Source organism: Pseudomonas serbica (assembly GCF_028823535.1).
Lineage (GTDB): Bacteria > Pseudomonadota > Gammaproteobacteria > Pseudomonadales > Pseudomonadaceae > Aquipseudomonas > Aquipseudomonas serbica.
This window is the reverse complement of record NZ_JAQIYM010000004.1, coordinates 126,132-138,739: the sequence shown is the minus strand read 5'-3', so window position 1 is coordinate 138,739 and position 12,608 is coordinate 126,132. Positions and strand designations below refer to the sequence as shown.

Annotated in this window: 16 protein-coding genes and 1 tRNA gene; 6 read left to right on the top strand and 11 right to left on the bottom strand. The window is 59.3% G+C overall.

Translation table 11 applies throughout. The features are described 5' to 3' along the window. Positions 1–76: 76 nt before the first annotated feature. Positions 77–565, bottom strand: coding sequence for a DMT family transporter (locus NQL71_RS07610; RefSeq protein ID WP_046816721.1), 489 nt, complete (start codon positions 563–565; stop codon positions 77–79). Positions 566–642: 77 nt separating this feature from the next. Between NQL71_RS07610 and NQL71_RS07605 the strand changes: the two genes are divergently transcribed. The 5 genes from NQL71_RS07605 (at position 643) to NQL71_RS07585 (ending at position 4,548) form a co-directional block, all read left to right on the top strand. After that, positions 643–1,596: a LysR substrate-binding domain-containing protein gene (locus NQL71_RS07605; protein ID WP_274642489.1), complete on the top strand. Its 954-nt coding sequence runs from the start codon at positions 643–645 to the stop codon at positions 1,594–1,596. Continuing rightward, positions 1,593–2,231 (top strand): LysE family translocator, encoded by a 639-nt coding sequence (locus NQL71_RS07600; RefSeq protein ID WP_274642488.1) that lies wholly within the window; start codon positions 1,593–1,595, stop codon positions 2,229–2,231. The genes NQL71_RS07605 and NQL71_RS07600 overlap by 4 nt, the downstream gene beginning before the upstream one ends. Positions 2,232–2,350: 119 nt before the next feature. Then, a complete protein-coding gene (locus tag NQL71_RS07595; RefSeq protein WP_274642533.1) occupies positions 2,351–3,697 on the top strand; it encodes a sensor domain-containing protein in 1,347 nt (448 codons plus the stop codon). 117 nt (positions 3,698–3,814) lie between these two features. Continuing rightward, positions 3,815–3,970 (top strand): KGG domain-containing protein, encoded by a 156-nt coding sequence (locus NQL71_RS07590; protein WP_077184220.1) that lies wholly within the window; start codon positions 3,815–3,817, stop codon positions 3,968–3,970. A 74-nt stretch (positions 3,971–4,044) separates the two neighbouring features. Then, positions 4,045–4,548, top strand: a complete 504-nt coding sequence (locus tag NQL71_RS07585) for a DUF4142 domain-containing protein (RefSeq protein ID WP_046816724.1) — start codon at positions 4,045–4,047, stop codon at positions 4,546–4,548. A 45-nt stretch (positions 4,549–4,593) separates the two neighbouring features. Here NQL71_RS07585 and NQL71_RS07580 read toward each other — a convergent pair whose 3' ends face one another. Continuing rightward, entirely contained in the window at positions 4,594–5,004 is a 411-nt protein-coding gene (locus tag NQL71_RS07580; protein ID WP_046816725.1) for a low affinity iron permease family protein, read from the bottom strand. A 351-nt stretch (positions 5,005–5,355) separates the two neighbouring features. Between NQL71_RS07580 and tam the strand changes: the two genes are divergently transcribed. Then, a complete protein-coding gene (gene tam / locus NQL71_RS07575) occupies positions 5,356–6,126 on the top strand; it encodes a trans-aconitate 2-methyltransferase (protein ID WP_274642487.1) in 771 nt (256 codons plus the stop codon). Between the two features lie 8 nt (positions 6,127–6,134). Here the strand turns inward: tam and NQL71_RS07570 are convergent, their stop codons facing one another. The 9 genes from NQL71_RS07570 to NQL71_RS07530 form a co-directional block, all read right to left on the bottom strand. Beyond that, complete coding sequence (locus tag NQL71_RS07570) at positions 6,135–6,863, bottom strand: class I SAM-dependent methyltransferase (RefSeq protein ID WP_274642486.1); 729 nt, start codon at positions 6,861–6,863, stop codon at positions 6,135–6,137. A 128-nt stretch (positions 6,864–6,991) separates the two neighbouring features. Beyond that, positions 6,992–7,261, bottom strand: coding sequence for a hypothetical protein (locus NQL71_RS07565; RefSeq protein WP_046816728.1), 270 nt, complete (start codon positions 7,259–7,261; stop codon positions 6,992–6,994). 416 nt (positions 7,262–7,677) lie between these two features. Then, on the bottom strand, positions 7,678–8,088 hold the full coding sequence (locus tag NQL71_RS07560; RefSeq protein ID WP_166618653.1) for a type II toxin-antitoxin system HicB family antitoxin: 411 nt from the start codon (positions 8,086–8,088) through the stop codon (positions 7,678–7,680). 35 nt (positions 8,089–8,123) lie between these two features. After that, positions 8,124–8,303, bottom strand: coding sequence for a type II toxin-antitoxin system HicA family toxin (locus NQL71_RS07555; RefSeq protein ID WP_077184214.1), 180 nt, complete (start codon positions 8,301–8,303; stop codon positions 8,124–8,126). Positions 8,304–8,730: 427 nt separating this feature from the next. Continuing rightward, positions 8,731–8,804 (bottom strand) — tRNA-Gly (locus tag NQL71_RS07550). Positions 8,805–8,977: 173 nt separating this feature from the next. Next, positions 8,978–9,862 (bottom strand): alpha/beta fold hydrolase, encoded by an 885-nt coding sequence (locus tag NQL71_RS07545; RefSeq protein ID WP_274642485.1) that lies wholly within the window; start codon positions 9,860–9,862, stop codon positions 8,978–8,980. 312 nt (positions 9,863–10,174) lie between these two features. Beyond that, entirely contained in the window at positions 10,175–10,867 is a 693-nt protein-coding gene (locus NQL71_RS07540; protein WP_166618655.1) for a pseudouridine synthase, read from the bottom strand. Between the two features lie 35 nt (positions 10,868–10,902). Next, complete coding sequence (locus NQL71_RS07535) at positions 10,903–11,121, bottom strand: cysteine-rich CWC family protein (protein ID WP_274642484.1); 219 nt, start codon at positions 11,119–11,121, stop codon at positions 10,903–10,905. Beyond that, the gene (locus tag NQL71_RS07530; protein WP_274642483.1) at positions 11,108–12,601 is read right to left on the bottom strand and encodes a sensor domain-containing diguanylate cyclase; all 1,494 of its coding nucleotides are present in this window, start codon (positions 12,599–12,601) and stop codon (positions 11,108–11,110) included. Before NQL71_RS07530 ends, NQL71_RS07535 begins: the two co-directional genes overlap by 14 nt. Between the last annotated feature and the right edge of the window lie 7 nt (positions 12,602–12,608).

The following is a 12,608-nucleotide window of genomic DNA, read 5'->3' as shown; positions in this document are numbered from 1 at the left end:
ATTCGCAATCTACGGCAGTTCCCACAAGGACCACGCATCCTTGTAGGCGCTGCCGCAGGCTGCGATCGCCTGATCTTCAAGAAGTAGCCGTAATCGCTTTACCAGCCGACTCACCAAACTGAATCAACACCACACCGCCTATCAATAGCAATGCTCCCAATACCCGCGGCATGGTCACCTGCCGCTCCACCAACCCAAACCAGCCAAAGTGATCCAGCAACAGCGACGCCACCACTTGCCCCGCCAGCGCCAACGCCATGAACCCCGAGGCGCCAAGCTTGGGCAGCAAAACCAGGGCCAATGAAATAAAACACACCCCGAACGCCCCACCAGCCCACATCCACGTCGGTGCCTTGACGATGAACGCCAGCGATGGCAACGGCAAGCGCATCGCCAGCATGATCGGCAACAACACCACAATGCTCACCACCAATGAAGCGAGGGTCGCCCACAGCGGATGACCCAGGCCGCGCCCGAGATTTACATTGATCGCGCTCTGAAACGGCACCACCGCACCGGCGAACGCGGCAAGCAGCAACAGTCCCGCCCAATGCAACGTACTCATGATCATTCTCCAACAGGTTTTGCTGGACTCTAGAGTATTCGTCGCGCAGATTTAAATTCCGTTTTGCTATCCAGAACATGCATCAAATGAATGATCTGCGCCGCATTGATCTCAACCTGCTGGTAATTCTCGACGCCTTGCTCAGCGAGCAACACGTGACCCGGGCGGCCGAGCGTCTGCACCTGAGCCAGCCAGCCGTCAGCCATGCCCTGGCGCGGCTGCGCGATCTGCTCGGCGACCCGCTGCTGGTGCGCGCCGGTGCCAGCCTGGTGCCAACGCCGCGAGCGCTGGAACTGATGGCGCCACTGAGCGAAGCCCTGGCCCAGGTGCAATCGCTGCTGGCACCCAACGCCTTCGATCCGGCCACGGCCAAACGCACCTTTCGCCTGGCGATGTCCGATTACGGTGCCGCCATCGTCCTGCCAGGTTTGATTCGCACCTTGCGTCGCGAAGCGCCGGGCATCGACCTGCAAATCAGCCACGCCAGCCGCGAAGGCATGCTCGAAGGGGTGCTCAACGGCGATATCGATATTGCCGCCGGGGTGTTTCCGGAGATGCCCAACGAGCTGCGCAGCACGGCACTGTTCGAGGAGCATTACGCCTGCCTGGTCGACCGCCACAGCCTGCCCGACGGCGCAATCCTCGACCTGCCGACCTACCTGGCACGCCCGCACGTGCTTCTGGAAATGCGCGGCAGTGGCACCCCGGAAATCGAACGAGTCCTGACAGCCTTGGGTGAACGCCGGCGAGTCGCGATCAGCCTGCCGCACTGGAGCGTCGCTCCGCAGTTCATCAGCAGGACGGATCTGATCCTCACAGTCGCTTCTCGGGCGTTGCACGATATCGACACGTCGTCATTGATCGAGCTCCCACCGCCGTTTCACATTCCGTCGTTCACCTTTGTCCTGGTGTGGCACAAGCGACGGGGCGGGGATCAGGCACTGAACTGGTTGAATGGGCAAATCGAGCGAGCTTCAGGTGATATAGACTGGCGCCCATTTACCAGAACAACGCATAAGGACTCCCCATGACTCCCTCGCTGCTAATGGCCGTTCTCGCCTCGGGCTTCATCTATGGCATCACGCCAGGGCCGGGTGTACTGGCAGTGTTCGGCATCGGCGCAGCACATGGGCGGCGGGCGGGGGCGGGGTTTCTTTGCGGGCATTTGCTGGGGGATGTGGTCTGGTGCAGCACCGCACTGGTGGCGATCGTCGGTGCCCGGGAAATCGGCAGCACCGCCTTCGATGTGCTGGGCGTGCTCAGCGGGCTCTACCTGTTCTGGCTCGGCTGGCGTGCGGTGCGGGCGCGTCAACGGGGTGTCGAGGCGCCACAGGGACCTGCGCGGCAACCATTCTGCCACGGCATTCTGTTCGGCCTGACCAATCCGAAAGCGTACCCGGTGGCAGTGGCCACCTTCACTGCGCTATTGTCCAGCCGGGCAGAGTTGCTGACTTGGTCGATGTTGCCGTGGCTGATCGCGTTGAGCTTCGTCGGCGGCCTGCTGGCCTACGCTATCCTCATCGGCATCGTTGGGGCGCGCCAGGTGCGCACCTTGTATCAACGCCATGAATTGGCCATCACTCGGTTGTGCGGGGTGATGTTTATCGGTTTCGCCATTAACGCCTTGGCGCATGCGCTGCCGGGGCTGGTGACGAACAAGGCTTGACGCTGATCGAAGGGACGCATCGGTTGCACAGTCGGCGCTCGGGCGCCTGACCGGTCAGGGAAGGTTTTCATTTGGCTGCAATGTCCGGACATGCTCACGGCACAATGACCTCCAGGAACATCACCTCCAGAAACTCCGCTCCGTTGGCGAGCTACATCGACCTCTTGCTCGACGCCGTTTGTGCGGTCGACAAACAAGGTCGCTTCGTTTTTGTCAGCGCGGCTTGCGAGCGCATTTTCGGCTACAGCCCCGACGAGCTGATCGGCCAGCCCATGATCGACCTGGTGCACCCGGCCGATCGTCAGCGCACCCTCGACGCCGCGCGGGAAATCATGGGCGGCGAGCCCAAGTTGAATTTCGAGAACCGCTACCTGCGCAAGGATGGCCGTGTGGTCAATATCCTGTGGTCGGCGCGTTGGTCCGAGGTCGACCAACTGCGCATCGCCGTGACCCGTGACATTACCGAGCGCAAGCAGGCCGAATCCCGGCAAGCGGCGTTGTATGCCATTTCCGAAGCGGCCCATGCGGCGGAGGACTTGTTGGCGTTGTTCAAGCGTATCCACCAGATCATCGGTGAATGGTTGCCGGCGCTGAATTTTTCCGTGGCGCTGTATGACGAGCAGTGTGCGCAGCTGCAGTTTCCCTATCACGTCGGCGACCACGAGCCGCAACCGGAACAACCCGGCACCCTCACCGCACGCCTGTGCGCGGAGGTCATCCGCAGCGGCCTGCCGATCCTGCTCACCCCGGAACAGAGCGATGCGCCGTTGGGGTTCGAGGCGCTGGTGACCGGACAGCCTTCGTCCTGCTGGCTGGGCGTGCCGCTGAACTCGCAAAACGGCACCATTGGTGCCCTGATCGTCAAGAGCGTGCCGGGCGGCGAGCGCTACACCGAGCAGGACAAGGAGTTGCTGCAATACGTTTGCGCGCAAGTCGCCACCGCGATCGAGCGCAAGCAATTGCACACGCGCCTGCAGCGCATGGCCCAGTACGACCAGCTGACCCAACTGCCTAACCGCGAACTGCTGCGTGACCGTCTCAAGATCGCGCTGGAATCGGCTCGGGAGGACAGTGGACGCATGGCCCTGTTGTACGTCGATCTTGACCGCTTCAAGGAAGTCAACGACACCCACGGCCATGCGGTCGGCGACATGTTGCTGCAAACCGTGGCCAATCGGCTCAAGGGCTGCGTACGGGAAACCGACACGGTGGCGCGCATTGGCGGTGACGAATTCGTGGTGTTGCTGCACCGCATCCACGCCTCGGGTGATGCCGACTGTGTGGCTGGAAAAATTCGCCAGGTACTGGCGGCACCTCTGCGTCTGGACGGGCACAGCCTGCACATTCACCCGAGCATCGGCGTCGCCCAATACCCCGAGCACGGCACTGAAGAAAAACAGCTGTTCAGGCACGCCGACGAAGCGATGTATACCGCCAAGCGCGCCAATCACCTGCGACTCGTCTGAAAATATCGCCACCGTTCGTCGTGACGATTCCAGGTTTTCTAAACCTTTTGATGCGTGGAAATTCAGATTCTATGCGGGCTACAGCTCGCCGAGATCATCATCAAGAGGTAGAGAATCATGCCTAACTCAAGAAACTCGAACTCGGGAAACTTCGCCAATGATCGAACGAAGGCGTCTGAAGCCGGTCGCAAAGGTGGGAAAACCACCACCACGACTGTCGATAAAGAGCCTACGAAACCCATGGGCCGTAAACCTGGACAAAAGTCCAAGTAATCGATGAAGGTGGTTTTGATCGAGAAGCGGGAGCGAAAGCTCCCGTTTGAATCTTTACCGAGGAGGGCGCGACCATGAACCGCATGGCCACCCGATTACGCAACGGCGGCCTGGCCGCTTTACTGGGCCTGTGTGCCACCAGCGCCTTCGCCCAAAGCCCCACCGAATTCATCAACGATGCGTCGGCCCAGGGTATCGCCGATATCGAAGCCAGTCGCCTGGCGCATCAGAAGTCCGAATCCAAAGAGGTCAAGGACTACACCATCGTGGTGATCAACGATCGCACCACCGCCAACCAGCACCTGGCAAAAATCGCCAAGCAACTGGATCTGCCGGTGGCACCGCGCGAAGAGGTAGTGGAAAAAGCCAAGGCCCTGATGCCGCCAGTCACGGAAGGCGCATCGTTCGATGAGGCCTACGCGGCCAGTCAGGTCAAGACCACCGAGCAAGCCATCGAGCAGCTCGAACAAACGGCGCAGACCACCGACGTGCCGCAGATCAAGGCGTTCGCTGAAGAGACCCTGCCAAAACTGCAAAATCACCTGCAAATGGCCAGGGCCCTGCAAGCCAGTCGCTGACCCTTAGCGTATGCGGGTGACTTTGGGTCACCCGCATACGCTCCATCAGCAGTTATTCAGATCCTGTTTGCCTTTCTCCTGGACCACGGTGCCATCGATGGAAATGGTCTGGCCTTCACCAAGGCTGCGGTAGTGCTTTCTCAAGGCTTCCAGTTCCTTGAGGTCCAGCGCCTCGAGGCCCAGCATCGCGTTCTGAGCCTCCTTCGTCACCCGCAGCAGCTCATCGACCTTCAGGTGCAGAATGTCCGTGTCGCGGTTCTGGGTGTTCTGGATCAGGAATACCATCAGGAAAGTGATGATGGTGGTCGAAGTGTTAATGACCAGCTGCCAAGTATCGTTGAACCCGAAAATCGGCCCACTCAACCCCCACACTAAAATCAGGATGATCGCTCCCAGGAATGTCGTGGGGCTGCCGGTCCAGAGGGCAAGCTTTTGTGCGATTTTTGCGAATTTCATGGCCGTTTTCCTTATTGGGGATGCACCTGAAATTCAGACATCGGTGGCGAGATGAAAATTCGGCTTTTTACCCGCTCCAATGGAAAATCCCGTAGCCGTCCTCATAACCCCCAATCTCCAGCGGCCGCCCCCAATCCACTGTAGGAGCTGGCTTGCCAGCGAAGGCGCCCTCATGGCCGTCCCATCTTTACCGGTCCCACCCGATCCACTGTAGGAGCTGGCTTGCCAGCGAAGGCGGCGGAAAGACTACCGCAATCTTCAAGGTGCAATAGAGCACCGCCCACCAGTCGATGTATCGTAGCGAACCCGTTGTCAGCCAAGCCCCAGACAACGAACCAACAGGAGAACGCAATGAGTTGGTCCGCCAAACAATACGTCGCTTTTGAAGATGAACGCACCCGTCCCGCCCGCGACCTGCTGGCCGCCATCCCCGCCGGGACGGTGCGCTCGGCCATCGACATCGGTTGCGGTCCGGGTAATTCGACCGAGTTGCTGGTGGAACGCTTCCCCGATGCCACGGTGCGCGGGCTGGACAGCTCAACGGACATGATCGAGGCCGCGCGCAAGCGCTTGCCCCAAGTGCAGTTCGACATCGCGGACATCGACACCTGGAGTGACACTGGCCCGTTCGACGTGATTTTCGCCAACGCGGTGCTGCAGTGGATACCCGATCACGCAACATTGCTGCCTGCGCTGGTGAGCAAGCTCGCGCCCGGAGGCAGCCTGGCGATCCAGATGCCGGACAACCTCAATCAACCCTCACACCGCTTGATGCGCGAAGTCGCGGCGCAAGGCCCTTGGGCCGAAAAACTGGCAGGCGTCGCCAAACAACGGACCGAAATGGCCGATGCCAGCGTTTATTACTCGATGCTCAAAGCCTGTTGCACCCGCGTCGACGTATGGCGCACCACGTACCATCATCCGCTGGCGGGGGGCGCGTCGGGCGTGGTGGAGTGGTTCAAGGGCAGCGGCTTGCGGCCGTTCCTCGAACCGCTGGATGAGGCAGAATGCGTGCAGTATCTGCAGCAGTATCAGTCTGCAATCGTACAGGCCTATCCGGCATTGGCCGACGGTTCGGTGTTGCTGCCGTTCCCGCGGTTGTTTCTGGTGGCGACGCGCTGACTCATCTATCAGCGCTGTACCGCAACCAGCAGCATCATCGGTCGCTCCCGCTCTTCGGCCAATGCCGGTTGCGCTTCAACCTCGGCATCCGTGGGGCCCCATTCGTTGACATGCTGGATGCTGAAACCAGCGCCAATCAATGTGTTGAGCAAGGTGCCGAGGGTGCGATGCTGCTTGATCACGCCGTCGGCCAACCAGTTGGTCACACGCTCGCCTTCCCTCTGATAACCATCGACCGGCCAGCTCCTGCGGCCCTCGGCATCGGTGATCCAGCCGGGATCACGCGGCGCCATGAAGATCGGATGCTCGATGGAAAACACAAAACGTGAACCGGGTTTGAGCGCTGTGTGGATAGTCGCGAACAGCCCCGGCAAGTCCTTGATGTAATGCAGCGCAAGAGAGCTGTAGGCCAGGTCGAAACTGTCTGCCGGCAGATCGAGCCGTTCCAGGTCTGTGTGTTCGTAGCGGATGTTGCTGGCAGACGTTGTGCTACGAGCCTGATCGAGCATTTTCTGCGAAACGTCCAGGCCCAGCACACTGTGGGCGCCTTGCTCACTGGCCCAGCGGCAAAACCAGCCGTAACCGCAACCGAGATCCACCACTTTCAAACCTTGCATGGGCGGCAACATCGCCCTCAGCGCAGGCCATTCCGGTGCGGCATCGAGGCCGTCAATCGAACGGGCCATTTGACTGTAGCCCTGAAAAAATCCGGGATCGTCGTAGATGTTTTGAGTCATGGTAGTGGTGCTCTGCTGAGATCGTTTGGGTTAGCGCAAACCTTGTGGGAGCGAGCCTGCTCGCGATGACGGTCGCACAGTCACATCTGAGTTGCCTGCCAGGCCACCATCGTGAGCAAGGTGTTACGTCAGGACGTTTCGGCATCCATGCGTCGAGCGATGACATCCAGCACATCGCAGCCATCGCGCAAAGGGATGCAGCACAACAATGCGAAGTCGCTGAGGATGACCGAGTCTGTGCTGATTTCACCTCGCATCGCGAGGTTTTCGAGAACCTGCGTCACGGCACCGATCCGGTATCGGGCACTGCTGAGCAGTGAGTGCAACGGTTGAGTGGTGTTGACGTAAAACGAGGGGAGGTCGTCGGCGTTGCTGGTTAGAGCCATGTATTCATTCATGAGTGATTTCCATGGAGAGGAGATGTCCCACCACTCAATCGTCGCCAAACAATAGGGTGGTAGCTGTACGCGGGTTGGCGAACCGGGCCATGGTAAACCGGCAGACCCTAGGGTCTCCCACGCACAGCCACCAAAAAACAGGTAGCCAAGTGCGTTCAAAAGCGCTCCGAGAAAATCTCGGAGGCTTCTGTACCACGGCATCGAGTCGCCAAACCCGATACGCCATTTGGGGCGCGCTCGGACTATAGGTCTCATGACTAAGGCACAGCAATGCGCGAGTGTACGGACATTTCCCAGACTATTGTAGGACGTTGCTTTTTTTAGAAATGGCATCACGTGAGATCCGGCAATTCACTAAATTGCGGCGACAAAAAAACCGGCCACGTGGGGCCGGTTGATGCATCACCGCAATAAGGTCATGAGCTCTGCTGCAATACCTTGAGCGCTGCCGAGGCCAGAAAGCCCGAACGGCTTTTCTCTTCCGGATGGTGCAGCACGTATTCATCGATACGGTTTAGCAGGTACCCAGGCAGGGTGATGTTCAGCTTCTGGGCCTTGCCTAGATACTTGGTAACGTCGATGTCCACCAGTGCCCACGCACATCCCGCGTATTTTGGGTTGGCTGCGTGCAATGTCACTTTATTCGCGGGGGGAATGGCTGAACCGCTTTCGGCCAGAATCTCGAAATGGCCTTCAATGGCTTCTCGGGCCATCGCCATCGCATCATCCAGATCTTCCCCGGCGGAAAAGCAGCCCGGGATGTCAGGGACTTCAACGCCCCAGGCGTGCTCCTCATCTCCCATTGAAATCGCAATTGGGTAAAGCATTGTCATTGTCCTCCGAGGACTCGGCGCAGCGTCTGTCAGAGCAGCGCTTGTTGCAAGATACTGATGGCCGTTTTCTTGAGAAGATCTTTCTTCGGGTGAGGGACTGTCACCAGCCCCGGTTTGGTCGGATGCTTGAAGTGATGATGGCTGCCTCTGATACGTACCAGATACCAGCCGTCCGCAACGAGTTGGCTTATCAAAAATCGGCTATTCACATCACCTCCCTGTGGTGTGCTTGTGGTTACTATACCTACTGGTTATTTTTAATCAATACTATAACCACCAAGTCATCCTGGCTCGGTGGGACAGCGACAGGATTGGAGTCTAGAAGGGCGCTGCGGACATGCCTTTGGGCAAGCCTGAAAGGAGAGGGTTGGAGTATTGCGAGGTTTTGCGCGTAGGGATCGGTAGACGTGAAAAGGCTAATGCTTGATGAAAAATGATACTGAAACCGTATTTTTTAAAAAAAAACGCTAACCGGTTCAGAGTAGTCGCGACAGCGGCGGGGATATTTGCTAGTCGACCAGCGGAAATGACATGGCGAATCTCACCAAACCCCACGCATAAAAAAACCGGCCATCTAAGCCGGTTTTTCTTTACCTGCATCCCCCGTCAAAAAACAACGTGAGACAAGAATTCGGTTGGAGCGGGTGAAGGGAATCGAACCCTCGTTATCAGCTTGGGAAGCTGGAGTAATGCCATTATACGACACCCGCTCAGAGCGGTGACTTTGTACCAGATGTGCGCGTGGAAATGAAGTTTTTCTTTGCGTTTGATGGCTTTAGCGCGGGTGAAACACATGCACGGACCCTGTGGCGGTCGTTCGCGGGCAAGCCTCGCGCCTACAGATTATGTAAGGGCAGCGGGGCTTGCTCGCGATGACGCTGTTTCAGAGGGACAATGCATGGTGGTCCTGAACGTAGTGGTAACGCGGTCGGCTATCGTGCTGTGCCGGCTTCAGGAACCCCATTAATGCGTTGCGGCTGTCTCGGCAGGCGGCTTTGTGTTCCATGTCGAGAAAGTGGCCGGTAGCACCCAGGGTCGTGAAGGTGGCGTCTTGCACGTGGCCGGCGAACAACCGGGCACCTTCGGCGGCGGTGTATTCGTCCCATTCGCCGTTCATGAACAGCACCGGTACGTTGATTTTCTGCGCCGCCTTGAAGAAGCACTGGCGGTCGCTGTGCAGCAGGTCGCTGATGTGGAAGTGCATCTGCCCGTATTCGTGATCGGCCAGGCTGCTGACGTGACGATAGTTGAAGCGCTTGAACAGCGTCGGCAGGTGTTTGCCGATGGTGCTGTTGACCAGGTTGCCGACCCGGTCACCGTCACGGCTGCCGAGGTAATCCACACCGCGCTCGAGGTAGTCGAGCATGTGCGCATTGATCTCCGGGGAGAACGAGCTGATAACGGCTTTTTCGATGCGCCGTGGCTGTTGGGCCAAGGCGACCAGGGTCGCGGCGCCACCCCAGGAAAACGACAGTACGTGTTCGGCGGCGAAGTGGTCGATCAGCTCAAGGAGGATCTGCCCTTCGACTTCCTTGGTCAGCAATTTCTCATGCAGGTTGTGGGCTTTGGACCGGCCCGCGTAGGGCTGGTCGTAGCAGACCACATTGAACTGCGGGTGGAGGTTCTTCACGGTTTGTGCAAACGACGCAGTCGTGGCCATCGAGCCGTTGACCAGAATAATGGTCTTTTCTGCGGCGTCTGCGCGATAGAACTCCGTGTAAACCCGATACTGACCCTGTATATCCAACACAGCGATTTCTGGCCTCATGTCATAAGACTCCTGGCAAGCGGGTATGCGCGCAAAAGAGATTGCACGAGCTTTGTGACAGGTAGGCATACGCCTTGGAAATTGTTAGCCCATGTCGATCCATTGAAGTCCGGTCGACGGGTATTGTTATTGGCGGGCAGTCTGCCGGCTGAGGCCGGAACCCAAGGGTTCCTACCGGCAAAAAGTTTCTTAGATACGTCTTGTGACTCATCGGTCACATTTCGGCCGACGTCCTGATTCAAGCAGGGGTCACGTCATCGCGCAAGTGCCTTTGGTAAATTGTTCGACAACTTCTGCTCAGCGGTAGGCTGCTTAGATCAATTCGATCTCATCATCGCTCAGCGGGCGGTATTCGCCCGGTTTCAACGCGTTGTCGAGCACCAGCGGGCCCATGGATTCGCGATGCAGGCGCAGCACCTTGTTGTTGAAGTGACCGAACATGCGCTTGACCTGGTGGTAGCGGCCTTCGACGATGCTCAGGCGAGCACATTTGGGGCCCAGTAGCTCTAGCCCGGCGGGTTGGGTGGTGAGATCTTCGAAGGCGAAGTACAGGCCTTCGCGGAAGGTGATCGCGTATTCGGGGCCGATGTCCTGCTCGGTTTCAACGTAATAGACCTTCGCCAGTTTGGTCTGCGGCTGGGTCAGGCGTCGCGACCAACTGCCGTCGTTAGTGATGAGCATCAGCCCGGTGGTGTTGAAATCCAGGCGTCCGGCGATGTGCAGGTCGTCCTTGTCCGGTTCCGCGATCAGGTCGAGGACGGTGGGGTGCTGCGGGTCGCGGGTGGCGCTGACGCATCCGGCGGGTTTGTTGAGCATGAAGTGACGCAGCGGCTTGCCGGCTTGCAGCAACTGGTCGTCGACTTCGACGCGGCTGAATTCACGGACGTCGGCATGGGGATCGCTGACGGTCTTGCCGTCGATCCTGACGCGTTTTTCCACCAGCAACAGGCGTACCTGCTTGCGGTTGAAGCAGGGCAGGTTGCTGAGAAAACGGTCGACGCGCATGACGTGAAAATCAGTGAAGAAAGGGGGCGCGCATCTTACTTGATCAACTGCGCCGATGCTTGCAACTGCGCCTCGACCTCGGCGCAACGCGGGCACAGGCAGGCCGCGTTGCGCAGTTCGGAGGGCAGCGCCTGGAGCACCGCCGGGTCGATGCTGACGCCGTAGCACCAGCAGGCCCGGTCAGCGGTTCGCGGGTCGGCCAGGGTGCAGTCGTTGGGTGCGCCGCAGGCAGGGCAGAGGTCAGGCTTTTTCATAGGCAGGATGCGGCAGTTCCACGCAGATTCGGTTGCGGCCCGATTGTTTGGCCCGATACATCGCATGATCGGCCCGAGACAGGAGGGTGTGCAAGGTGTCATCGGGCAGCAGGGTGGTCAGGCCGATGCTGACGGTCAGTTGCAAGCGGTTGCCATTGTACGCATAGGGCTGTCGCTCCACATGCTGGCGTATTTTCTCGGCGATTACCTGGCCGCCATCACCGTCGGTGTCCTTGAGCAGCACGATGAATTCTTCACCGCCCCAGCGACAGACGATGTCGGAGTGGCGCAGGCAGCTTTCCAGGTCCCGGGCGAAGCCGATCAGCACCTGGTCGCCGGCCAGGTGGCCGTAGGTGTCGTTCAAGGCCTTGAAGTGGTCCAGGTCCAGCAGCAGCGCCGTCAGCGGCCTGGGTTCGCGCTGGGCTTCCTGCAGCGCTTGCGCGGCCAGCAGGTCGAAACCGCGGCGGTTGGGCAGTTCCGTCAGGCTGTCGAGCGTGGCCTGGGTCTGGATCTGTCCCTGGTAGCGCTTGATCACGTGGTTGAGCAAGGCCAGCACGATCAGTGTGACGATCAGGCAGATCAGCAGGTTGAGGTACAGCGAGCGGCGGATGTCGCTGAGGTCACCGTCTTCGCGCTTGTCGACGAACAGGTACCAGTTCAGTTCCGGGATGAAGCGCACGTTGAGGAAATGGCCCTGGCCCTGGCCGGAATATTCGTAGCTGCCGCTGTGGGGCTTGGGCAGTTGGCTGAGCAGGCTCTTCATGCTGTCGAGTTCGGCCAGGGTCTGCCCGGCCACGGCACCCTGCGGCCCGCCCTCGGCCCCGGTGAGTACCAGGCGGCCGAAGGTGTCGACGAAGTACACGCTGCGTTGGTAGCGCTGCTGGTATTTGTCGATCAGCTTGATCACCGCATCGACCGTCAGCCCGACACCCGCGGCGCCGATGAAGCGGTTGTTGTAGTCGTAGACCTTGTAGTTGATGAAAACGGTCAGGTTGTCCTTGTTGGCGAGGTCCGGATCGACGTTGATCTCGTAGGGATCCTTCATGTCACGGACACGGAAGTACCAGGCATCGCGGGGCTCGGTGACCTTGACCTGCTTGAGCACACCCTTGGCGTGGTAGTAGGTCAGGCTGGCGTCGGAAACGAAAAACGCCGTGTAGGCACCGTAGTGGGTCATGACCTCGTCGAGGTAGCGGGTCATCTGCCCGGTATCGCGTTCGCCGTTGACCACCCAGTCGCGCATGAAGGTGTCGCGGGACATCATCGAGGAAATCAGGATCGGCCGGACCAGGTCTTTCTGGATTTCCGAGTAGACGGTGTCCGAGGTCAGCGGCAGTTCGGTGTTGACGATGTTGTCGCGGATCGACGCTCGCGAGGCGTAGTAACTGAGAAAGGAGGTGGCCAGGAAGCCCGCGCCCAGCAACGCGATCAGCGTGAGAACCAACGACCGTTGGGAATACAGCGGCGAGCGAAGTGGCATGGCAGTT